General features: G+C 64.0%; 19 protein-coding genes. 8 read left to right on the plus strand and 11 right to left on the minus strand.

Annotation, left to right across the window (positions count from 1 at the left end):
- Positions 1-101: 101 nt before the first annotated feature.
- Both GJ654_RS08085 and GJ654_RS08090 read right to left on the minus strand, forming a co-directional pair.
- Complete coding sequence (locus GJ654_RS08085) at positions 102-1,487, minus strand: DegQ family serine endoprotease (RefSeq protein WP_155445644.1); 1,386 nt, start codon at positions 1,485-1,487, stop codon at positions 102-104.
- A gap of 79 nt (positions 1,488-1,566) precedes the next feature.
- A complete protein-coding gene (locus GJ654_RS08090) occupies positions 1,567-1,977 on the minus strand; it encodes a hemerythrin family protein (protein WP_155445645.1) in 411 nt (136 codons plus the stop codon).
- Between the two features lie 125 nt (positions 1,978-2,102).
- Here GJ654_RS08090 and GJ654_RS08095 point away from each other — a divergent pair, with 125 nt between their 5' ends.
- Complete coding sequence (locus tag GJ654_RS08095) at positions 2,103-2,753, plus strand: hypothetical protein (protein ID WP_155445646.1); 651 nt, start codon at positions 2,103-2,105, stop codon at positions 2,751-2,753.
- A gap of 1 nt (position 2,754) precedes the next feature.
- Here the strand turns inward: GJ654_RS08095 and GJ654_RS08100 are convergent, their stop codons facing one another.
- Positions 2,755-5,556 carry an FAD-binding and (Fe-S)-binding domain-containing protein gene (locus tag GJ654_RS08100; protein WP_155445647.1) on the minus strand — a complete coding sequence of 934 codons (2,802 nt, stop codon included), beginning with the start codon at positions 5,554-5,556 and terminating at the stop codon, positions 2,755-2,757.
- Between the two features lie 131 nt (positions 5,557-5,687).
- The gene (locus GJ654_RS08105; protein ID WP_155445648.1) at positions 5,688-7,310 is read right to left on the minus strand and encodes an L-lactate permease; all 1,623 of its coding nucleotides are present in this window, start codon (positions 7,308-7,310) and stop codon (positions 5,688-5,690) included.
- Between the two features lie 174 nt (positions 7,311-7,484).
- On the opposite strand from GJ654_RS08105, the gene GJ654_RS08110 reads away from it, so the two are divergent.
- From GJ654_RS08110 to GJ654_RS08125, 4 genes are all read left to right on the plus strand, one after another.
- The gene (locus GJ654_RS08110; protein WP_210350813.1) at positions 7,485-8,246 is read left to right on the plus strand and encodes a FadR/GntR family transcriptional regulator; all 762 of its coding nucleotides are present in this window, start codon (positions 7,485-7,487) and stop codon (positions 8,244-8,246) included.
- A gap of 111 nt (positions 8,247-8,357) precedes the next feature.
- Positions 8,358-9,137 carry a (Fe-S)-binding protein gene (locus tag GJ654_RS08115; protein WP_155445650.1) on the plus strand — a complete coding sequence of 260 codons (780 nt, stop codon included), beginning with the start codon at positions 8,358-8,360 and terminating at the stop codon, positions 9,135-9,137.
- Positions 9,134-10,537 carry a lactate utilization protein B gene (locus GJ654_RS08120; protein ID WP_155445651.1) on the plus strand — a complete coding sequence of 468 codons (1,404 nt, stop codon included), beginning with the start codon at positions 9,134-9,136 and terminating at the stop codon, positions 10,535-10,537. Before GJ654_RS08115 ends, GJ654_RS08120 begins: the two co-directional genes overlap by 4 nt.
- Positions 10,534-11,172, plus strand: a complete 639-nt coding sequence (locus GJ654_RS08125; protein WP_155445652.1) for a LutC/YkgG family protein — start codon at positions 10,534-10,536, stop codon at positions 11,170-11,172. Before GJ654_RS08120 ends, GJ654_RS08125 begins: the two co-directional genes overlap by 4 nt.
- A 3-nt stretch (positions 11,173-11,175) precedes the next feature.
- Here the strand turns inward: GJ654_RS08125 and GJ654_RS08130 are convergent, their stop codons facing one another.
- The 4 genes from GJ654_RS08130 to GJ654_RS08145 all read right to left on the minus strand — a co-directional run bounded on the left by GJ654_RS08130 (position 11,176) and on the right by GJ654_RS08145 (position 14,741).
- Positions 11,176-11,700 carry a hypothetical protein gene (locus GJ654_RS08130; protein WP_155445653.1) on the minus strand — a complete coding sequence of 175 codons (525 nt, stop codon included), beginning with the start codon at positions 11,698-11,700 and terminating at the stop codon, positions 11,176-11,178.
- Between the two features lie 343 nt (positions 11,701-12,043).
- Positions 12,044-12,865 (minus strand): DUF1003 domain-containing protein, encoded by an 822-nt coding sequence (locus GJ654_RS08135; protein ID WP_196305477.1) that lies wholly within the window; start codon positions 12,863-12,865, stop codon positions 12,044-12,046.
- Between the two features lie 130 nt (positions 12,866-12,995).
- Positions 12,996-13,262 carry a hypothetical protein gene (locus tag GJ654_RS08140; protein WP_155445655.1) on the minus strand — a complete coding sequence of 89 codons (267 nt, stop codon included), beginning with the start codon at positions 13,260-13,262 and terminating at the stop codon, positions 12,996-12,998.
- A 594-nt stretch (positions 13,263-13,856) separates the two neighbouring features.
- Entirely contained in the window at positions 13,857-14,741 is an 885-nt protein-coding gene (locus tag GJ654_RS08145; RefSeq protein ID WP_155445656.1) for a LysR family transcriptional regulator, read from the minus strand.
- Between the two features lie 205 nt (positions 14,742-14,946).
- On the opposite strand from GJ654_RS08145, the gene aceE reads away from it, so the two are divergent.
- From aceE to lpdA, 3 genes are all read left to right on the plus strand, one after another.
- Positions 14,947-17,607 (plus strand): pyruvate dehydrogenase (acetyl-transferring), homodimeric type, encoded by a 2,661-nt coding sequence (gene aceE / locus GJ654_RS08150; protein ID WP_155445657.1) that lies wholly within the window; start codon positions 14,947-14,949, stop codon positions 17,605-17,607.
- A 185-nt stretch (positions 17,608-17,792) separates the two neighbouring features.
- Positions 17,793-19,097: a dihydrolipoyllysine-residue acetyltransferase gene (gene aceF, locus GJ654_RS08155; RefSeq protein ID WP_155445658.1), complete on the plus strand. Its 1,305-nt coding sequence runs from the start codon at positions 17,793-17,795 to the stop codon at positions 19,095-19,097.
- 109 nt (positions 19,098-19,206) lie between these two features.
- Positions 19,207-20,925: a dihydrolipoyl dehydrogenase gene (gene lpdA / locus GJ654_RS08160; RefSeq protein ID WP_155445659.1), complete on the plus strand. Its 1,719-nt coding sequence runs from the start codon at positions 19,207-19,209 to the stop codon at positions 20,923-20,925.
- Between the two features lie 16 nt (positions 20,926-20,941).
- Here the strand turns inward: lpdA and GJ654_RS08165 are convergent, their stop codons facing one another.
- The 3 genes from GJ654_RS08165 to GJ654_RS08175 all read right to left on the minus strand — a co-directional run bounded on the left by GJ654_RS08165 (position 20,942) and on the right by GJ654_RS08175 (position 23,192).
- Entirely contained in the window at positions 20,942-21,331 is a 390-nt protein-coding gene (locus tag GJ654_RS08165; RefSeq protein WP_155445660.1) for a thiol-disulfide oxidoreductase DCC family protein, read from the minus strand.
- A gap of 12 nt (positions 21,332-21,343) precedes the next feature.
- Complete coding sequence (locus GJ654_RS08170) at positions 21,344-21,976, minus strand: NAD(P)-dependent oxidoreductase (protein WP_155445661.1); 633 nt, start codon at positions 21,974-21,976, stop codon at positions 21,344-21,346.
- Between the two features lie 622 nt (positions 21,977-22,598).
- Positions 22,599-23,192, minus strand: coding sequence for a hypothetical protein (locus tag GJ654_RS08175; protein WP_155445662.1), 594 nt, complete (start codon positions 23,190-23,192; stop codon positions 22,599-22,601).
- Positions 23,193-23,221: the final 29 nt, after the last annotated feature.

Here is a 23,221-nt window from a genome sequence, read left to right on the forward strand (position 1 = left end):
TCTCATCAAGTGGAATTCAATTTCAGCCCTTTCTTGCGTGATATAGTTGACGTAAGATTAGTGCCAATCTCGCCGTCAAGCCCGTGAAAAATCGATAGGACTCACCCTCCGATCACGCTTGTGATCACCTGCCCGCCCCGGTTGATGGTCAACCGCCAAACATAGGGTCTTTGGCTCGCGGCCCGGTCGAGGTCGCGCGTCCCGGCGATCTTGGCGCCGTTCACGGTGAGAACAATGTCCCCCTTCTGGAAGCCGACGGTTGCGGCCGGCGTGTTGTCTTCGACATTGACGACCGCCACCCCCTCCTTGGCGTTGGCGATCGAAAATTCCTCTGACGTCGCCGGCGAAATGTTCACCACGGTCGCCCCGGCGAACGGGGATTCGCCCTTGATCCTGATCTCGTCCCGCGCCGGCCGTTCAGGCGCGGGCGCCAGCGCCAGCGGCACAAGCAAACTCTTGCCGTCGCGGCGCACCGACAGCGACGCCGTCCCGCCGATGGCCTTGGCCCCGAGCCGGTAGCCGACGCCGCCCGCATCGACCGCCTCCTGGCCATCGACCGCGACGATGACATCGCCCTGCTTCAGCCCGCCCTGGGCGGCGGGGCTATGGGGATCGACCTCGGTCACCAGCGCCCCGGAGGGCCGGTCCAACCCGAGGCTTTCCGCCAGATCCCGCGTCAAATTTTGCAGGCTGGCGCCGAGCCAAGGCCGCCGCACCTCCTTGCCGCCGTTCTTGGCCGCCGCCACCACGCTTTTCACCATATTGACGGGGATGGCGAAGCCGATGCCGACGGAACTGCCGGTCTGCGAGAAAATCGCGGAATTGACGCCAACCAGCCGCCCGTTCAAATCCACCAGCGCGCCGCCGGAATTGCCGGGATTGATGGCGGCGTCGGTCTGGATGAAGAACCCGTAGTCGCTGATGCCGACCTGGGTGCGCGCCAGCGCCGACACGATCCCCTGCGTCACCGTTTGTCCCACGCCAAAGGGATCGCCGATGGCGAGCGCGAGGTCGCCCACTTCGATGGCGTCGCTGTCGCCCATTTCGAGCACCGGAAAGTTTTTCTCGTCGCTCTTGATGCGCAGGATGGCGAGGTCCGAGCGCGGATCGCGCAGCACGATTTCGGCGGCGAATTCGCGGCGGTCGGCCAGCGCCACCTTGACGCTGGTCATGCCCTCGATGACGTGATGGTTGGTGACGACGAGGCCTGAAGCGTCGACGATCACGCCGGACCCCAGGGATTGCGAGGTCTTGGCGCCGGGACGCTGGCCGCCGAAGAACCGCTGGAAGATGGGATCGTCGAAGATCGGGTTGCGCGGCTGGCGCTCGACGCGCTGCGCATAGACATTGACCACCGCCGGCGCGGCCTTCTTCACCACCGGCGACAGGCTCAGGCTGATTTCGGCCCGGCTCAGCGGAATTTTTTGCGCCTGCGCGGCAAGCGGCGCGGCCAGGACAAGAAAAGCGGCGAACAGCGTACGGATCATGCGAATCCCTTTCGTCACCGACGAATATAGGATTCGCAAAGCCCGTGAAAAAGGGCGCGCGACCTCTGGCCGCGCCGCCCTAGCCGCAGCGGCCCGCCGGAGCCCCGGACTCTTCCGCCTTGTCGAAGAAAAACCGCGACGAAATCGCGTCCACGCTGGCGACATGATCGGACACCAGCCGCGCCAGACGAAACCAGATGGCGTGGCGGCGCGCCGGAGCGTCGACGCGGGCGAATTCGTTTCGAAGCCGCCCCGCCTCTTCGAGCAGCGCGGCGTGCTGGCCGCGATGGCAATGCAGGATCGGCACGCCCGCCGCCTCCATCGCCGCCTCCTCGCGGACGAAATGGGCGGCGATTTCCGCGAGGATGGCGTCGAGATGCGCGGGCAGGTCGTCGTCGGCGATCTGCGGCGTGCGGGCGAACATGTGCTCCAGCGCGTAATGGTCGCGGTCCATCACGTCGACGCCGAGCGGGATTTTTGGCAGGTTCATCGGACTCTCCTCACGCTCGTCTCTAAGCGGCGACAGCGCCGAAAACGTTGCGCCAGCGCAACCCCCTTGCCATGACCGGCGCGCCCGGCGATCATCCGCGGACTTTCGCGCGTGGAAAAATTTCGATGATTGCTCGCCTGATCCTGGGGCTTGGCCTCGCCTGCGCTGCGCCCGCCCTCGCCGCCGACGTGGTGAAGCCGCTAAAAATCCCTGCGGGAAAAACTTTTGCGACGGTGCGTGGGACCATCAAGGGCGATGCGGGCGTCGATTACCGCATCGCCGCCGCGCAGGGACAGACCCTGCACCTGCTGTTCAAGCCGTCGAACCGCTCCTGTTATTTCAATGTCTACGCCCCCGGCGCCGATGCGGCGGCGCACATCGGCTCGAGCGCCGGCAACGAGTTCGGCCAAAACCCCACGCAGGCAGGGGTCTATCGCGCGCAAGTCTATCTGATGCGCAACGCCGCCCGCCGCCACGAGACCTGCCGCTACAGCCTGTCGGTCGAACTTTCGGGCGGCGACGACCAGGCGGCGCAAGAGGCCTGCCGGTCCAACGCCGCAACCATGTATGGCGTCAAGCCCAAGGCGATCACGCTTGGCGGCCTCGTCCGGACGGCGGAGGGCGCCTCGATCGACGCCAAGGCCGACAAGGGGGCGGAGGGGGTCAAGGACCTGCGCTGCCTGTTCAAGCCGGACGGCGGCTTCGACCACATCATGGCGATGACCTCGGACGAGAAACCCCGGCAGCCCTGGAGCCGTCCGGGGCCCCGGCGTTGAGTCATCGCGACGCCTCGTCGACCAGATGCAGGATCGAGCGGTAGCGCCGCCCGGAATGCGAGGACAGCCCGATCTCGCAGGTGCGGTTGGTGGAATAGCCCTCGGCGCAGTCGTCCGGCAGCGCCTCGGACAGATGGCGCAGGGCGTGGTCGTTGAGCTCGGGCGTATAAAAACCCTTGTCGCCGGCGAAACCGCAGCAGGTCACACCGGGCGGGGCGATCACCGCCTCCGCGCACATCCCGGCCAGCTCCATCAGCGCCGGGGCGAGCCCCGCTTTTCGCAAGGTGCAGGTGGCGTGCACGGCGATGGGGTCTTTGGCCTTGCTCAGGGTCAGGCGCGGCGCCACTTTTTCACGCAGGAACTGCAAAAGGTCCATCGCCTGGAAGCGCGGCCCCGAAAACGCTTTTATGCGCGACGCACAGGGCGATGCGTCGAAGATCACGGGGATCGGGTCCGCCGAGCCCAAACGTTCGACCAGTTCGCGCGCCTTGAGATCGGCGGCGTCGGGAAACCCCTTGGTGTCGAACAGCTGGCCGCAGCACAAATCCTCGATCCCCTCGGGCGTGACCAACCGGAATCCGGCGCGACCAAACACGCGCGCCGCCACGACCGCCAGCGGCTCGCTGTTGTCTTCGCTCGCCGGCCCCATCATCCGGCTGGAGCAGCTTTCGAAGAAAATCACGGGCGCCCCATCGGCCGGCGTCGGCGCGGGCGCGGGCGTGGCGAGCGCCGGGCGCGGCATGGCCCGCGACCATCGGGGCGTCCCCAAAACCTTGTTGGCGACGCTTGAAACCGTCGCCATCACGGTCGTCCCGACGACGCCTTCCGCCGCCACGCCCAGCGCCAGGCCGGCGCGCCCCGCCTTGGTCACCGCGCCGAAATTGCGCGCCACCGTGTAGGCCGCCAATTTTGCCACGGACCCGCGCCGTTGCGCGCGCAGGCTGCGGGTGTAGCGGCCGACGTCGATCTCCAGCGGGCAGACCGTCGAGCACAGCGAACAGGCCGCGCAGGTGGTGTCGCCGAAATAGAGATAGTCTTTCTCCATCGCCGCCAGTTCCGGCGCGCCAGGCGCGTCGCAGCGCAGCCGCCGGATTTCGCGCGAGGAGGCGATGCGCTGGCGCGGCGATAGGGTCAGGCCCTTGGAGGGGCATTGCGGTTCACAAAAACCGCATTCGATGCAGGCGTCGATGAGAGGCGTCACCGCCGGCATCGGTTTCAAATTTTTGAGATGCACTTCGGCGTCATCGTTGAGCACGACGCCCGGATTGAACAGGTTTTGGGGGTCGAGAAGTTTCTTGACCCGGCGCATCACGTCGGTCGCCGCCTTGCCCCATTCGCGCTCGACAAACGGCGCCATGTTGCGGCCCGTGCCGTGCTCGGCCTTGAGCGAGCCGTCGTATTTGCCGACCACCAGCTCGGCCACCGCCTCCATGAAACCGGCGTAACGCTTGATTTCGTCGGGCGACTCAAAGCCCTGGGCAAAGACGAAGTGCAGATTGCCTTCCAGCGCATGGCCAAAAATGATGGCTTCGGTATAGCCATGGGCGTTCATCAGCGCGCGCAGATCCATGGTCGCCTCGGCGAGCCGCTCCACCGGAAAGGCCACGTCCTCGATGATGACGGTGGTCCCCGCCGGGCGCTTGCCGCCCACCGCCGGGAACGTGCCTTTTCGCATGTCCCAGTAGCGCGCGGTTTCTTGCGGGTCATGGCTGAACGCCACGCCATTGAGCGTGCTGGCGGCGTCGATGGCTTCGAGGATCACGGCGATGCGCCTGCCGAGGTCCTCCGCGTCAGGCGCGCGCGCCTCGATCAGCAGGGCGCTGGCGTCGGGACCAAGGGTGTCCACATCGACCGGCATGCCTTTCTTCGTCTTGACGCTTTCGAGCGAAGCGCGATCCAAAAGCTCCACCGCCTCGACCGGCGTGCTTTTGAGCGCGGTCACGGCGCGACAGGCTTTTTCCAGATCGGCGAACAAGACAAAGGCGGACGCCTTGTCGGCATATTCGGGCACGGTGCGATAATCGACGCGAGAGAGAAAGCCGAGCGTGCCCTCGGAGCCGATCATCAGATGGGTGAGTATGTCCAACGGATCGGAAAAATCGATCAGGGCGTTGATCGCATAGCCGGTCGTGTTCTTGCGCCGGTATTTTTCGGCGATGCGCGCGGAAAGCTTTTGGTCGGCGCGAATGTCAGCCGAAACAGCGGCGAGACCATCAAGGAGAGCTTTGTGGCTGTCGCGGAAGCGCGCGACGCTTTTGGGATCGGCGGTGTCGAGCACGGCGCCGTCGGCGAGGACCAGCCGCATCGACGCCAGCGTGTGGTAAGAATTCTGGCCCACGCCGCAGCACATGCCGGAGGCATTGTTGGCGGCGATGCCGCCGATCTTGGCCGTGGCGATGGAGGCGGGATCGGGGCCGATCTTTCGCTTGAACGGCAGCAGGCGGCGGTTGGCCTCGCCGCCGACGATCGCCGGCCCGAGCCGCGCGACCTGCGCCTCGTCGTCATAGGCGAAACCGCCAAATCCCTCGCCGAGCACAATCAAAACGCTGTCGGTCACCGCCTGTCCCGACAAAGAGGTGCCGGCGGCGCGAAAGGTGACAGGCGCCCCCTGCCCCCGGCACAGCGCGACCAATCCCAAAACCTCGGCTTCGCTTTCCGCGACCACGACGATTTTGGGCGTCAATCGGTAAAAACTGGCGTCGGTCCCATAGGCCAGCGTGCGCAGCGGATCGGTGTAGATGCGCTCGGACGGGACGAAACTGGCGAAGGATTGGGTCAGGGCGGCGTAATCGACCTGCGGCATGGCCGCGACTCCTGGAATCTGGCTCTGAACAGAATAACCCTCATGCTGAGGAGGCTCCCGCAGGGAGCCGTCTCGAAGCACGAGGGCGGTCCACGGATGAGCGGAGGGGAAAGCCCCCTCCGCCATTCCGCTTATTTCACCACCGGGATCACCCAGGGGAACACATATTGTTGCAGGACCACCAGCACGCTGAGGAACAGGGTCAGGATGATCGAGTGGCTGAAGGTGCGTTGGAACACCAGGCCTTCCTTGTTGACCAGCCCGGTCACGGTGCAGCCGGTGACGATGTTTTGCGGCGACACCATCTTGCCCATCACGCCGCCGGACGAGTTCGTCGCGGCGAACAGCACCGGGTTGAGGTCGAGCTGCCTTGCGGCGACCACCTGCAAGTTGCCGAACAAGGCGTTGCCGGAGGTATCGGAGCCCGACAGCATCACCGCCACCCAGCCCAGGAAGGGCGACAGCAGCACGAAGAACCATCCCGTCGAGGCCACGCCATGGCCGAGCGTATAGGCCATACCCGAATAGTTCATCAGATAGGCGAGGCCGATGATGAAGGTGACGGTGATGACCGCCACCCAGCTCTGTTTCGCCGTCGTGCCGATGCAGCGGAAGAAATCCGCGGGCGACAGGCGAACGATCAGCGCGGTGATGAGGGTCGCCAGCAGAATGGCCGTGCCGGTGCCGAGCGGCTGGAAGGTCCACACGGCGGCGTAGGGCTTGGCGTTGTAGAGCGTGATCGAGATCAGATTGTGCAGACCGGGCCATTCGACCTTGTTCTGGCCCACGGCGGCGACGCCGAAATGCGTCCAGGCGATCACGAGTCCCGAGACGATCAGCCAGGGCAGCCAGCCCTGCCACAGCGGCACGCCCGGCGCCGTGTCGGCGCGGCTTTCGGCATCGAAAACTTCGCGGGAAATGGCGAATTCCGGATCGGGCCTGGGCTTCCACACCATCAGGAACAGCAGCGTGCCGCCGAGCGAACCGAGCGAGGCCAGCACGTCGGTGAGCGCATAGTCGAGCCAGTTGGACGCGGCGAATTGCGAGAAGGCGAACGTGCCGCCGGAAACCAGCAGCACCGGCCAGAGCGCCTTGATCGAGCGCCAGCCGCCGTAAACCGCCATGACATAGAAGGGCAGGATCAGCGCGAGAACGGGAAGCTGGCGGCCGATCATGGCGCCGAGCGCCGGCGCCGGAAGCCCGGTCACCGCGCCCAGCACGGTCACGGGAACGCCAAGCGCGCCGAACGCCACCGGCGCCGTGTTGAAAATCAGCACGAAAACCAAGGCTTCGAGCGGCGGGAAGCCGCACAGGATCAACAGCGAGGAGGTGATGGCGACGGGGGTGCCGAAGCCGGCCACGCCTTCGAGCAGCGCGCCGAAACAGAAGCCGATCACCACCAGCACGATGCGGCGGTCGTTCGGCAAATGCTCGATCACCCAGGCGCGAAACGCGTCGAAGCGCCCCGACTTGACGGCGACATTGTAGAGCAGCAGCGCATTGATCACGATCCACATCACCGGCCACAGCGCGAACACGGCGCCGTTGAGCACGGAATTGACCGCGAGATTGGTCGGCACCTTCCAGACGTAAATGGCGAGCGCGAGCCCGGCGATCAGGCCGAGGCCCGCCGCCTGCCAGGCGGGGCGGCGCAGGACGCCGAGCATGATGAGCACCACGACGACCGGTATGATCGCGGCGGCGAAGGACAGCGCGAGGCTGTCCCCCAAGGGCGTAAGCAGTTGTGCGAACATGTTTCCTCCCCGGAACGGAGCGCCAGCTTGCGAGTTGTTGACCACACGCATAGCTGGTATGTTAAATTTACCACCCTCGCATATTGGATCGATTACGGTTTGGCAATAGTTCCTTGGACCGATCTTTTGCGCGGTGCTAGGATAAGGTCCGACTCTCCTTCTCGCTGCATGACCATGGACCCCGTCAGAAACCTGAAACTCTCAGACGCCATCGCCGACCACCTCGAGCAATTGATCCTCGAAGGCGCGCTGCGGCCGGGCGAACGGCTGGCGGCCGAGCGTGAACTGGCGGAAAAGCTCGAAGTCTCGCGCCCCTCGCTGCGCGAAGCCCTGGAGAAGCTGCAAAGGCGGGGGCTGATCGAGACCAATCGCAGCGGCACATGCGTCACCCAGTTCATGGCGCCGCTCACCGAACCACTCGCGGCGATGATGCAGGCCAATGACCAGGCCCTGCTCGACTATCTCGAATATCGCGGCCTCGTCGAAGGCGAGGCCGCGCGCCTCGCCGCGCTGCGCGCCACCGAGCCGGAGCGCGAGGCGCTAAAAGCCTGCCTCGACAAGATGCGCGAAGCCCACGTCAAGGACGACCCCAGCGACGAGGCCGAGGCTGACGCAGATTTGCACATGCTGATCTACGAGGGCTCTCACAATCTCGTTATGCTGCACATCATGCGCGCCTTCGCCGACATGCTGCGCCACGGCGTCTTCTACAACCGTCACCAGCTCTATACCCATCCGGGCGCCCGCGAAGACCTGCTGGCGCAGCACGTCGCCATCGGCGAAGCCGTGCTGGCCCGCGACCCCGAGCGCGCGAAGGAGGCCGCGTCGCGGCACATGGAATCGACGGCGGCGACCCTGCGCGCCATCCGCGAGGAGCAGACCCGCGTCGCCCGGGCATTGCGCCGCATGGGCCGTTCGGAATTCGTGGCGCCGTAATGTCTGGTCATTTTAATTGACCACTGTCGCCTCTTGCGCTTAGAATGTAAAAAAGCGGCCGAACGCGCGTTGTTCTTTATTTTTCACGCGCGACAACAACAGGCGACAAAAATGACAAATACGGGAGGGGCGCGGCAAGCCGCGCCAAAGGTGGGTCTGTTCGCGACCTGCCTTGTCGACATGCTCAGGCCGAACATCGGTTTTTCCGCACTGGAGCTTTTGCGCGCCGCCGGCTGCGACGTGCAGATTCCTAGGGCGCAAACCTGTTGCGGCCAGCCCGCCTACAACAGCGGCGACGACGGCAATGCGCGCAAGCTGGCGCGGCAGGTGATCGAAGTTTTCGAAAATTTCGATTATCTGGTGGCGCCCTCCGGCTCCTGCGCTTCGATGATCCGCACCTATCCCGAGCTTTTCAAGGACGATCCCGCCCTGTCTCTTCGCGCCCGCACACTCGCGGAGAAGACGTTCGAACTGCTCAGCTTCCTCGTCGACGTGCGCGGCTTCAGGCCCGCAAACGTTTCCTGCAAGGCGAGCGCGACCTACCACGACACCTGCTCCGGCCTGCGCGGGCTCGGCATAAAAACCCAGCCGCGGGCGCTGCTCGCCGCCGTCCAGGGCCTGGAGATGCGCCCGCTGGAGGGCGACGAGACCTGCTGCGGCTTCGGCGGCACGTTTTGCATCAAATATTCGGAAATCTCCGACGCCATCGTCGCGGAAAAGGCGGCCAACATCCAGGCGACCGGCGCCGACCTGCTGCTCGGCGGCGATCTCGGCTGCCTGCTCAATATGGCGGGAAAACTCCGCCGCGCCGGCGCGACGACCCGCGTCTTCCACGCCGCCGAATTGTTGGCGGGCCGCGCGCTCCACGCCATCGGCGAGGAAAAGCCATGAACGCGCCGGCCGGAACCTTTAAGGAGCGGGCCCACAAGGCGCTCGGCGACACGAATTTGAAGGTCGCGCTCGACCGCACCACCGGCAATGCGCGGACCAAGCGGGCGGCGGCGGTGGCCGCCTGGCCGGACTTCGACGAGGCGCGGAAACAGTCGGCGGCGATCAAGGATCACGCGCTCGACAATTTCGCCTATTACCTCGAACAGTTCGAGCGCAACGCGCTGGCCTCCGGGGCGAAAATCCACTGGGCGCGCGACGCCAAGGAAGCCTGCGCCGCCGTCATCGACATCTGCCGGCAGGCCAAGGCGAAAACCGCCACGCGTTCGAAAAGCATGCTGGGCGAGGAGATCGGCCTGCCCCATGCCCTCGCCGAAGCCGGCATCCGCCGCGTCGAAACCGACCTTGCAGAGCACATCATCCAGCTCGCTGGTGAAACCCCGTCGCACATCATCTGGCCGGCGGCGCATCGCACCCGCGAGGACGTGTCAAGACTGTTTCAGCAACACCATCGCGACCATCGGCTGCTCACCGAGGTGGAAGCCATGGTGGCCTCGGCGCGCCACGAATTGCGCGACGATTTTTTTGGCGCGGATGTCGGGATTTCCGGCGCGAATTATCTGGTCGCCGAGACCGGCGCGATCTGCACCATCACCAACGAGGGCAACGCCGAGCTGACGACGACGCCGCCGCGCGTGCATATCGTCACCGCCGGCATCGAAAAGATCGTCGCCACCACGGAACATGCGCTGCAATTGACGCGCGTGCTGGTGCGCTCCGCCACCGGCGCCGACCTCACCCAATACACGACTTTTCACTGCGGCCCCAAGCGCGAGGGCGACCGCGACGGCCCCGAGGAATTCCACATCGTGCTGGTCGATCACGGCCGCACGCAGATGCTGGAAGAGATGCCGGAAATGCTGCGTTGCCTGCGCTGCGGGGCCTGCCTCAACCATTGCGTGGTCTATCGCAAGATCGGCGGCCACGCCTATGGCGGCGCCTATCCGGGGCCGATGGGCTCGGCCCTCACCCCCGTGTTCGACGGCCTGGAAAACACGCGCGACCTGCCCCACGCCTGCACGATGAACGGGCTGTGCAAGGCGGTCTGTCCCGTGGACATTCCCCTGCCCACGCTGCTGCGCGACTGGCGCGCCAAAAGTTTCGAGGCGGGCTACGAGCCGCCCGGAGTTCAGCGTGCGCTCAAAATCTGGACGTTTGTCGCGACCAGACCAAGACTCTACCGCGCCGCGCTCGCGGTCGCCCTGCCGCTGCTGCGGCGGCTCGGCAAGGACGGGTGGATTTCAAGACTGCCCTTCGCATCGGCATGGACGGAGGCGCGCGATTTCCCCACGCCGCCACGACAAACGTTTCTGGCCCAGATCGCCTCGGGAGAACAGCAATGAACGCCCGCGACGCGATCTTTTCGGCTCTGCGCCGCCTGCGGCCCGAACATCTGCTGACCGATGCGCTCGACGCGCAGGCGCGGGAGCTGGCGGCCGCGATGAAAACCTGCCTGCCGCCGCTGGAATTTTCTGATCTCGTCGAGAATTTTACCGCCCGGGTCACGGCGGATAAAGTCGGCGCGACTGTGGAGCGGCTCGCCGACTGGAGCGGCCTGCCCGAGGCCGTCGCCCGCTACGCCGAGACGAACGGTCTTGAAAAAGAGGCGGCGCTGCAGCCCGATCCGCGCCTGACCGCGCTCAACTGGGGCGGCGTGCGCCCGGCCCCGCTCAAACCGGACACGATGCTGGCCGTGGGCGCGGCGCGCGGCGGGATCGCCGAAACGGGTTCGCTGGTCTTCCATTCCGGCCCCGACGCGCCAACCCTCTACAATTTCGAGCCACTGCACCATATCGTGGCGCTGGAGGCGCGAACTGTCGTCGCCCGCTTCGAGGACTACGCCGCAGCCGAAAAGGGCCAGCCGCAGCCGCGCAACGTGAATTTCATCACCGGCGCGAGCGGCACCACCGATATCGAGGGCGTGCTGGCGCGCGGCGCCCACGGGCCGCGACGCCTGCACATCGTTTTCATCGGATAGGCGTCAGAAATCGACGAACTGTCCGTGCGTGTTGAAGACGCGCTGGCGGTTGTCGATTCCGAAGGGACCGTCGGGCGTTTCCACTTCGATGTAGGCGAGGGGTTCGGTGACGACCTGCGTCCGCAGGAACGCGACCGCCGCCTGGCGGCTTCCCGCCCGATATAGCTTCTTGGTGGCCATGAAGGTCGGATCGATGGAGTCGACGCCGAACGTCGTCAGCACATAGATCACCTCGTCCGGAGCGAGGGCAGGAAAAGGCTCCGGCTCCGGCGCCGGCTCGGACTCCTCTTCGTCGTCTTCGGGCTCGGGCTCTTCGGCCTCGGGCGCCGCGGAGGACGCCGCTTCGATCGGCTGTTCGGGCGGCGCAGGCTCGGGTTCTTGTGCAATGGATTGCACAGCGTCCGGCGCGCTGGCGACCGGCTGTTCCGCCGCCTGGACCTCGGTTTCAGGCTTTGGCGCGCCGTCGGCCGGAACCGTTGCGCTGGGCGCCGATTTGGAACTGCCGAACAACCTTGCGAAGAAACCCATGGGTCTGTTCCCTTGCGCCGTTTGCGAGGCGTCCACTCCTCGACTCACAGAAGGACATGCGTCATTGATCCGGCCTCAGGCGGAGCGCAGGACCGCCTGAGGTTCAATCAAGCAAAGCGATTTGAATTCACAGGGATTGGCTCCGCATTGCGTTGCATCAACGCGCGGCTTCAGCGTTCAGCCCGCCGAAAAGCAACCGCCGCCATTCCAGGTCCAACGCAGCCGTTCCGAATGGGATTCTGAGCGCAATAGACGAAAATTTTCCGGGTTGCCGCAGCGATTGGCTCAGATTGCGGCTCAAATCGGCCTTCTCAGTATTTATACTGAGCTTGCGCAGAGGCGATCATTCCGCATCGCTTCCGGCCGAAGCGCCGCGATAGCGCGCCGCGCCTTCCGTCTTCGGGCTCTTGAGCTTCTCGCGGCGTCCCTGATGGAGCATCTCGATCTGCACCTGCTGGATTTCCGACAGGCGCTGCCATTGCCGAGAAATCAGATAGTCGATCTTCTCGTGCAGGTGGCGGATTTCCAGCTCCGCCTTCAGGTTGACGCGATAATCGTTGAACGAGCGCTGGCGGTCCTTCTCCTCCTGGCGCTTCTGGCTCATCATGATCACCGGCGCCTGGATCGCGGCCAGCGTGGACAGAACGAGGTTGAGCAGGATGAAGGGATAGGGATCGAAGGCGTCCCCCTTGGCGATGTTGTAGGCCATCCACAGCGCCAGGAACCCGGCGAAGGAGAGCAAGAACTTCCAACTGCCGCCAAAGCTCGCGAGATGGTCCGAGAGCCGCTCGCCAAAGGTGCGATGCTCCTCGAAATCGTCCTCGATGTTTTCGGCGATGGTGTCCTGGTTGGCGATGCTTTCGGCGACCTGCCGGTCGAGCTCGCTGAACTCGCCGTGCTCCTGCTGCAACAGCTCTTCGACATAAAGCATCTGGTAGCGGGCGAGTTCGCCGAGGCTGATGCGGGCGTTTTCCGGCAAATCCGGATGGTCGCGGCGGATGCGCTCGGCGAGCGAAGGCCGCAGGCTGTCAATGCGCACCATCTGCCGCTTGCGATAGCGGCGCCCGCTGATGGCGGACGCCAGTTTTTTCACGCGCGGCTTGCCGGCGCTATCCGGCTCGAGTTCGAAAGTCTGCTCTTCCGCCTCCTGGTCGGGCAGGCTCATGTCGAGCGACAGGTTCTCTGGCGGCGCGGACATTGTCATCTCCGAAGCGAAGCGCCCGGTGGCGTTTCACCAACGCCGCAAGATCATCCGGGTTGCGCTGCCGGCTTGTGGCGGCGCCGCCGCATCGCTGTCAAGCGGTCTTGCGGCTCCAGATCCAGCAGAAGCCGTTCGGTTCGGTCGCCCCTTCGACAAACATGCATGACGAGGGCGCCACAAAAAGCTTGCAGGACCGGCAATCCCTGCCGTCCGCCGACGGGGCGCCGAAGCGAACGGCGGCCTTCGAAAGTTTCACCCGGGCGCTGGCCTCTTCAGCCGGCAGCAACGAACCCGCGGCCGCGCCGCCGATGAGGAAAATCCTGCGTGAAACCTTGGCATTGCCGGCATAAGTCGTCGTCATAACAACCTCCGTCGCCGAAAAGACGAAAAAATTCCGCGCCGTCCATCGGGGCGGCGGGATTCAACACGGGAAGCCTTGAGCGAAGCTGGAGTCCCGTCGCCGGCGGCGTCAACCGTCCTTGGCGCGCCAAATCCAGCAGGAGCCGTTCGGATCGATCGTCCCCTCGACGAACGTGCAACTCGACGGCTCCACGAACAGCGCACAGGAACGGCAGGTCTTCCCGTCCGTGGCCGCCGCGCTGAATCGGACGGCCTCCTTTGACAATTTGGCGCGTGCGCCGGCCTCGCCGACCAGGAGCGCTGACGCCCATCCCGCTGATATCCCGCCGATGAGCCAAGCCCTGCGTGAAAAGTGCAGATTTCCGTTGTGAATCCGGGCCATCACAACCTCCCTCGACCAAGAAATGCGAATCAGAATAATTCCTTTTGTATACGTGAGTAGTAACCGGTCATGTGTAGGCTTGAGTGAGGCTTTGATCGGACAAACGATTGATTTATTCACGGCAAATTTGCGACATACAATCATAGAGTTGCAAAATTGTTTCGGATAATGGGACTGTAACTTCCCTTCATTGGAAGATCCGCAAAGACGACGTCAATCGAATCGCGCGGCCAGGGCGAGCGCCCGCCAGGCCCGCGCCGCATCGGAGAGATAGGCGCCTTTTCGCCACACCAGCGCGAGGCGCCAATCGACGCCGGGCTCGTCCAGCACGAGGCTCACCACGCCGCGCCGGGCGTGGCTCTCCACCAGCAGACGCGGCAAAAAGGCCGCGCCCACGCCGGCCGCCGCCAGCTCCACCAGAAAATCGATCTGTCCGGAGCGCGCCGCCACCGTCGGCTCGAACCCGGCGCGATGGCATGCGTTGATAATGACGCGGTTCTGCGCGAAGCCGCTCTCGAACAGGATCAGCGGCGTCTCGCGCAGGTCGTTGATGCAGATGGTCTTGCGCCGCGCCAGCGGATGATCGGCGGCGACAAGCGTCATCAGGGGATCGCGGCGGATTTCATGGGCCTCAAAATCCTCATCCACCGGCAACAGCGAGGCGGCGAAATCGATCTCGCCCAGCCGCAGGATTTCCTCGAGCCGGGCGCTGCCCTGCTCCACAAGACGGATGTCGATGCCCGGATAGGCTTTTCGAAACTGCGCGAACAGCGGCGCGAACAGGATGCCGCTGCCGACCGGCGGCAGGCCGAGCCGCAGCACGCCGCGCTTCAACCCGCGCAACTCGGCGATTTCAGCGAGAAGGTCGTCGCGCTCGGCGAGCAGGCGCAGGGCGCGCGCGTAAACGGCCTCGCCGATCGGGGTGAGGCGCGGCTTTTTTTGCGCGAGACGGTCGAGCAAGGGGACGCCGACCTCGTCCTCAAGCGCGCGCACCGCCTTGCTGACCGTGGACTGCGTGGCGTTCAAAACCTTGCCCGCCGCGGTAAAACCGTTCTGGCGGACCACCTCGACAAAGGCGCGCAGGTTTTTGAGGTCCATGCCATTCTCATATGGAATGGCTATCAGGAAATCAATTCATTTCCAGAATTGGAAACTGCGGCTTAATTTGCCTACATTGATCCAGAACAAGGCGGGACAAACCCGCGAACTGGGGAGGAGGCGAAAGCCTTCCAGTAAGAAACCGAGGTTCCCGACGCCGGAGGACCGTCTTCCGGACGAGGAGACTCATGTCCGGAGGAAGTCCATGGACCGCAACGACGCCGCGCAGGAAACGCGGGAATGGCTGGAATCGCTGAATTCCGTGCAAGAATTCGAGGGCGTCGAGCGCGTCGACGCGCTCTTGAACGAAGTGGTGGCCGAAGCGCGCAAGAACGGCGCGCAACTGCCCTTCGCCTGGAACACGGCTTACATCAACACCATTCCCCCCGAGAACCAGCCGGACCACCCCGGCGTCCGCGCCATTGAATCGAAAATCCGCGCCGCCATCCGCTGGAACGCCGCCGCTCTGGTGCTCAAGGCCAACAAGGTCTCGTCCGAACTCGGCGGCCACATCGCCTCTTTCCAGTCCGCCGCCACCCTCTACGACGTCGGCTTCATGCACTTTTGGCATGCGCCGTCGGAAAAACACGCCGGCGACCTGATTTTCATCCAGGGCCATTCCTCGCCCGGCATTTACGCCCGCGCCTTTCTGGAGGGGCGGATCAGCGAAGAGCAAATGCTGAACTTCCGCCAGGAGGTCGACGGCAAGGGCTTGTCCTCCTACCCGCACCCCTGGCTGATGCCGGATTTTTGGCAGTTCCCCACGGTCTCCATGGGCCTGGGGCCGCTGATGGCGATCTACCAGGCGCGCTTCCTGCGCTATCTCGAAGGACGCGGCCTGATCCAAACGCACGAACGCAAAGTCTGGGCGTTCATGGGCGACGGCGAGATGGACGAGCCGGAATCCCTCGGCGCCATCTCGCTGGCCGGACGCGAAAAACTCGACAACCTGATCTTTGTCATCAATTGCAATCTGCAGCGCCTCGACGGCCCGGTGCGCGGCAATGGCAAGATCATTCAGGAATTGGAAGCCGACTTTCGCGGCGCCGGCTGGAACGTCATCAAGCTGGTGTGGGGCACGGGCTGGGACGAACTTCTGGCGCGCGATTTTTCGGGACGGCTGCGCCAACTGATGGAGGAATGCGTCGACGGCGAATACCAGGATTTCAAATCGAAGAACGGCGCCTACATCCGCGAAAAATTCTTCGGCCGCTATCCCGAGACCGCCGCCATGGTCAAGGACTGGTCCGACGAGAAAATCTGGAAGCTGACGCGCGGCGGCCATGACAGCCGCAAAATTTTCGCGGCCTACAAGGCGGCGGTGGAGCACAAGGGCCAGCCGACGCTGATCCTCGCCAAGACGGTCAAGGGCTATGGCATGGGCTCCGCCGGCGAAGCGCAGATGATGGCGCATCAGGCCAAGAAGATGAATCTGGAGGCGTTGAAGCAGTTCCGCGACCGCTTCAACATCCCGGTGGCCGACAGCGAAATCGAGCATCTGCCGCTGATCAAATTCCCCGCCGGCTCGGAAGAGGATCATTACCTCCACGATTGCCGGCAGGCGCTCGGCGGCTATCTGCCCGCGCGCCGCCGCACGTCCGAGCCGCTGGAAATCCCGCCGCTGTCCGCCTTCGAGCTGCAACTGAAAAACACCGAAGGCCGCGAAATCTCCACCACCATGGCTTTTGTGCGCGTGCTGAATCACCTGCTGCGCGACAAGAACATCGGCAAGCGCATCGTGCCCATCGTCCCCGACGAATCCCGCACTTTTGGGATGGAGGGCATGTTCCGCCAGTACGGTATTTTTTCCCAGGTCGGCCAGCTCTACCGCCCGCAGGACGCGGACCAGCTGTCCTGGTACAAGGAAGACCGCTCCGGGCAGATGCTGCAGGAAGGCATCAACGAGGCCGGCGCCATGGCGAGCTGGATCGCGGCGGCGACCTCCTACGCCAATTCCAACACGCCGATGATCCCGTTCTACATCTATTATTCGATGTTCGGGTTCCAGCGCGTCCACGACCTCGCCTGGGCGGCGGGCGATATGCGCGCGCGAGGCTTTTTGCTGGGCGGCACCTCGGGGCGCACCACGCTCAACGGCGAGGGCCTTCAGCACGAGGACGGCCACAGCCACATCCTTTCGGCGACCATCCCGAACTGCGTGTCCTACGACGCGACCTGGTCCTACGAAGTCGCCGTGATCGTGCAGCACGGCCTCAAGCGCATGTATGCCGAAAACGAGGATGTCTATTTCTACCTGACCCTGCTCAACGAGAATTACGAGCATCCGGCCATGCCGGAGGGAGCGGAAGACGGGATCGTGCGCGGCGCCTATGTGTTCAAGCGCGCGCCGGCCGGGACGCCGAAGGAGAAGCGCATCACCCTGCTCGGCTCCGGCGCCATCCTGCGCGAGGTGATCGCCGGCGCCGCGCAGCTGGAGCGCGATTTCGGCGTTCACGCCGACATTGTCGCCGTCACCAGCTTTACCGAGCTCAAGCGCGAGGCCGATCATGTCGAGCGCTGGAACATGCTGCATCCGATGGAGGAGCCCAAAACCCCCTACATCACCCAGTTGCTGCAATCGCTTGGCGACAGCCCGGTGGTCGCCTCCACCGACTACATCCGCGCCTTCGCCGAGCAGATCCGCGCCTACGTGCCGACCAAATACAAGGTGCTGGGCACCGACGGGTTCGGCCGCTCGGACTACCGGCGCAAGTTGCGCGGCTTCTTCGAGGTGGACCGCAATTTTGTCGCGCTGGCGAGCCTGAAGGTGATGGCGGAATCGCAGCTGATCCCGACCAAGAGAGTGGCCGAGGCCATCGACCTCTACCAGATCGATCCGGAAAAGCCCGATCCCACAAAGGTGTAGGACCTGCCCCCTCTCCCCGCGCGCGGGAAGAGGGCGGGGGTGAGGGGGAGTCTGGCATTGGCCTCGGCGCCGGTTGAAACATTGGGGCCAACGCCCGAGTCCCCCTCACCCTGTCCCTCTCCCCGCAAGCGGGGAGAGGGGACGCGCTCCCAGATTTCTCCTGATTCTTCTCAAGGTTCACTCAAATGTCCCAGATTGAAGTCAAAGTTCCCGATATCGGCGATTTCAAAGACGTGCCCGTGATCGAAGTGCTGGTGAAGCCGGGCGACGTCATCAAGGCCGAAGACCCGCTCATCGTGCTGGAGAGCGACAAGGCCACCATGGAAGTGCCCGCCCCCGCCAGCGGCAAGGTCGGCGAGATCATGGTGAAGATCGGCGACCGCGTCGCCGAGGGCTTGGTCATCCTGACGCTGGAGGCCGAGGGCGCCCCCGCCCCCGCGCCCGTCATGCCCGCCGCGCCGCCGCCGGAACGCCGGCTCGAACCCATCGCCGTCACCGACGAGATCGACACCGGCAAGCCGGAAAAGCCTGTCAAATCAGGCGCGGCGCCGCTGCTCGGCCCGCGCGGCGCGATGGCGGATTTCTCAAAGCTATTCGCCTCGCCCGCCGTGCGGCGCCTCGCCCGCGAACTCGACATCGACCTCACCCAGGTGCCGGCGACCGGCGACAAGGGCCGCATCACCAAGGACGATGTGCGCAAGTTCTTGGGCGGAGGCGCCACGCCGGCGGCGACCGCCGCGACGGGCGCGGGCATTCCGGAAATCCCCGCCATCGACTTTTCCAAATTCGGTCCGATCGAGGAAAAGCCGCTGTCGCGGATCAAGAAATTGTCGGGGCCGTTCCTGCATCGCTCCTGGCTCAACGTGCCCGCCGTCACCCAGAACGACGAGGCCGACATCACCGATCTCGAAGAGTTTCGAAAGAGACTCGACGACGAGGGCAAGAAGGCGAAGGAGCCTTATCGCGTCTCGCTTCTCCCCTTCCTGGTGCGCGCCAGCGTCGCGGTCTTAAAAGAATTTCCGGACTTCAATTCCTCGCTGAGCCCGAGCAAGGACGCGCTGATTTATAAAAAATACTGGAACATCGGTTTCGCCGCGGACACGCCGGAAGGCTTGGTTGTCCCGGTGATCAAGGACGCCGACAAGAAGGGCGTGTTGCAGATCGCCAAGGAGCTTGGCGAGCTCTCGACCAAGGCCCGCGCCGGCAAACTGTCGCCGGCGGAAATGTCCGGCGCAACCTTCACCATTTCGTCGCTCGGCGGCATCGGCGGCACATCGTTCAGCCCGATCGTCAACGCGCCGGAAGTCGCCATTCTCGGCGTGGTGCGCTCAAGAATGGCGCCGGTGTGGAACGGCAAGGAGTTTGTTCCCCGCCTGATGCTGCCGCTGTCGCTCTCGTACGACCATCGCGTCATCGACGGCGCCGCCGCCGCGCGTTTCGCGAGGGCGCTGGCGATGGTGCTGGAAGACATCCGCCGGCTGGCCCTCTGAATTCCGGCGCCTGCACGGCGCCGGAACTCAGGACTTTCTTTAGAACGCGTTTTCTTGCCGCGAACCGGATTCCACTTCGCTTGAAAACGCTATGGAATCGAGGGCTGACATGAGCATCGAAATCAAGGTTCCCGACATCGGCGATTTCAAGGACGTGCCGATCATCGAAATTCTGGTCAAGGCCGGCGACACGATCAAGCCGGAAGACCCGCTGGTCGTGCTGGAAAGCGACAAGGCGACCATGGAGGTCCCCGCGCCGCAGGCCGGCGTGGTGAAGGAGCTGAAGGTCAAGGTGGGCGACCGCGTCGGCGAAGGCGCGGTGCTGTTGTTGATGGAAGGCGAAGCGAAAGCCGCCGCCGCGCCAACGCCGCCACCCGCCGCGCCGCAACCGGCCGCTTCCCCAGCCCCCGCCAACGCCGACCTTCACGCCGAAGTGCTGGTGCTCGGCGCCGGCCCCGGCGGCTACACCGCCGCCTTCCGCGCCGCCGACCTCGGCGCCAAGGTCGTGCTGGTGGAGCGCTGGAACGTGCTGGGCGGCGTCTGCCTCAATGTCGGCTGCATCCCGTCGAAGGCGCTGCTGCATGCCGCCAAGGTGGTGGACGAAGCCAACGACATGGCCGAACACGGCATTTCCTTCGGCGCGCCGACCGTGGACCTCGGAAAACTGCGCGACTGGAAGAAAAGCGTGGTGCAGCGCCTCACCGGCGGACTCGCCGCCATGGCGAAGCAGCGCAAGGTGACGGTCGTCACCGGCCAAGGCGCCTTCGCCTCGGCGAACACGCTGGAGGTGACGGGCGAAGACGGCAAAAAAATCATCTCCTTCGACAAGGCGATCATCGCCGCCGGCTCCGAACCGGTCACCCTGCCCTTCATTCCGCATGACGATCCGCGCGTGATGGACTCCACCGGCGCGCTGGCGCTGGCGGATATTCCGAAAAAACTGCTGGTGCTGGGCGGCGGCATCATCGGCCTGGAGATGGCCACGGTTTACGCCGCGCTTGGCTCGAAAGTGACCATCGTCGAGCTGATGGATCAGATCATCCCCGGCGCCGACAAGGATATTGTCACGCCGCTGTCCAAACGGTTTTCGAAGAAGGCCGAGATTTTGCTGAAGACCAAGGTGACCGCCGTGAAAGCCGAAGACGCCGGCCTGCGCGCGACGCTGGAGGGCCCCGACGGGACGCGAGAGGATGTGTTCGAAAAACTTCTGGTCGCCGTGGGCCGCAAGCCGAACGGAAAACTGATCGCCGTCGAAAAAGCCGGGGTGACCGTGGACGAACGCGGTTTTATCCCCGTCGACAAGCAGATGCGCACCAATGTCGGGCACATTTTCGCGATCGGCGACGTGGTCGGCCAGCCCATGCTCGCGCACAAGGCGACCCACGAGGCCAAGGTGGCGGCCGAAGTCGCCTGCGGGCACAAATCCGCCTTTGACGCCAAGGTGATCCCGTCGGTCGCCTACACCGACCCGGAAGTGGCCTGGGTCGGCGTGACGGAAAACGAGGCCAAGGCGAGCGGCCAAAAGTTTGGCAAGGCGGTGTTCCCCTGGGCGGCGTCGGGCCGCGCGCTGTCGCTCGGCCGCGACGAGGGGCTGACTAAGGCGATTTTCGACGAGGACAGCAAGCGCCTGATTGGCGTCGGCATTGTCGGCGTCGGCGCCGGCGATCTGATCGCGGAAGCCGCGCTCGCCATCGAACTCGGCGCGGAAGCCGAGGACATCGGCCTGACCATCCACCCGCACCCCACCCTGTCCGAGACCATCGGCATGGCGGCGGAGCTTTTTGAAGGCACGATCACCGACCTGATCCCGCCGAAGAAGAGGAAGTGAGGCGCACGCGCCCGCTTCAAACGCCGTCGCGCTTCACGACACGCGAAGCGAGGCGCGAGAGCAACGGGCGGACCGGAAGAAACATCCGGTAGCCCAACTCAAGCAGAGGCAGGACGCCCGGCAGCGCGGCGGCGCGCGCCGCCCAGCGCCAGCCGGGCAAACGGCGCCAAACCTCGACGAAACCCGCCGCTCCGGAAAGGACGCGCCCATCCGGCGCGCGCACATGAAATCGCGCCATGGCGCCCTGTCGGTCCATGCCATCAGGCGTTTCGGCCGAGGTTTTTGAGACATCGACGAAACAGACGGCGCCGGCGCGGTCCGTGCGCCGGTAATGTTCGATTTCGGCCTGACACAGGGGACAGGAGCCGTCGAAATAGACCGTCGGCTTCGAAAGGTCCGGCTCCATATGGCCTCCCGGTCAATTCACCAAAACGGGCGCCTGCCCGACCAGCGTGCGATCCTCGATCTGCCGAACCAGGAAATCGGCGACATCCGCCCGCGCGATGATTCCGTTGCGCCATTGGGACGGCTGCGTCAGGACCTTGTAGCGCCCGGTCCGCGCGCCGTTGGTAAGGACGCCGGGCCGCGCGATCGTCCAATTGAGCCCGCTCTCCTTGATCAGGCGCTCCTGCACGCTCTTGTCGCCATAGGCGCGGCCAAACACGAGCTCGAACGGCATAATCTGCAACATCCCGATTCTGTCGCGGCTGTCGCCGGCGCCAAAGCCGGTCACGCAGATCAGTCGGTTGACGCGCTTGGCCTTCATCGCCGCGACCAGCACCCGCGTCGCCTCCGAGAACAGGGTTACGGGGCGGAACAAGTCGCCAAATCCCACGCCCAAAGCCTGAATCACCACATCCACGCCGGCGAGGGCCGCTTCGACGTCCTTGGGATTCAAGGCGTCTCCGCGCATCTTCTCGAGATTGGGATGCGCAAGCGTTATCCCGTTGGCGGAGCGCGCGAAGGCGCGCACGCGATGGCCGGCCTCGAGCGCCTGACGCGTGGTTTCCAGGCCGATTCCCTTGCTGGCGCCGATGATCAGAATTCGCATGAACAATACCTTCTCAAAATGCCGGCATGACCGGCGCAGGGATTGGATATTGTCTTCGGCATGCGATCCCGCAAGCGGGGCGGCCCCAAACGCCGATCAGAAGCTCAACTCCCCCGGCAATCCTCCAGCGCCAAGTGCGGCATCACGGCTGAACTCTTCGAGGGCACGATCGACGACCTGATCCCGCCAAAAAAGACGAAGTTAGACCAACAATTCGCGTCTTGAAATCCGGCGCCAAGCCCCCGACATAGCACGGCGCACCTTAAGCTCGTGTGCATTGCTGATAATTTATGAGGAGTACGATGGCTTCGAAACCTAATCGCGTCACCGAATCAGAAATTGCTGTAGCTGCCCTTCGAATCATGGAAAGCCGCCCTTCCGGCGAGGCTACAGTTCACAAAATAAAACTGGAGATACCGAAATACGTAAATTTGAGCACTGATGACTGCGAGCAATCCGAGACGCGCCCTAATGAACAAGTTTGGGAGCAGCAAGTAAGAAACCTTCGCTGCCATTCGAGTGCCGAAGGTAATATCTTTAGAGAAGGTTACGCTGTTTCGCCCCGCAGAGGTGTTTATAAAATTACATCTGCCGGGGTGCTTCACCTGAGGTCGTGCGGATACTAACCGAATTTTGCACGATACCCGGGAGCGAACCACTTGAGCTCGGTCCCGGTATTCCCGTCTTTATCCCACACAAACCACGCGTATGCGGTGGTTCCAGAACCTTTTATCTCTGCACCGGCTGGATAGAACGTAATCCGCTCGCTGAATACCCAAACCCGGCTCGGCGGTTTCTCAGTAAATATTGTCCGAGCTCGGTTAGCGCCTTCCAGGAAAGCGAGCCGAAGCAACAAAGCAAATTTCCGTTGAGCGTTATCAAGCCCAGCTTTCACAAAACCCTCTGCGCTGTTGTAAGGAGGGTTCGTAACAATGTTTGCCCTACGTTCAGAAGCTACCAAAAAATCCACGCCCGGCGTGCCAAATCCACGATCATAAAGGTCTGAACTGATTACCTCTTGCCCGGTCTTTTCAAGGACCTGCGACATCGCACCGTTGCCACACGCGCACTCCCATATCTCCCCTTTGAAGCTTTCATTTTCAATAAGGGCGTGTGTAGCCCACGCGGGCGTAGGAAAGAAATCTGGCCCATCAAGATCGGCAAACCGTTTCAGTGTCGGCTTAAATCCACCCGAAAGGTTGTATGTCGAATCCATGCTCTCGTGACCTTCTAAACGACGTCCCC

Origin of the sequence: Rhodoblastus acidophilus (assembly GCF_009720655.1) — a bacterium.
In the GTDB taxonomy this organism is placed as follows: domain Bacteria; phylum Pseudomonadota; class Alphaproteobacteria; order Rhizobiales; family Beijerinckiaceae; genus Rhodoblastus; species Rhodoblastus acidophilus_A.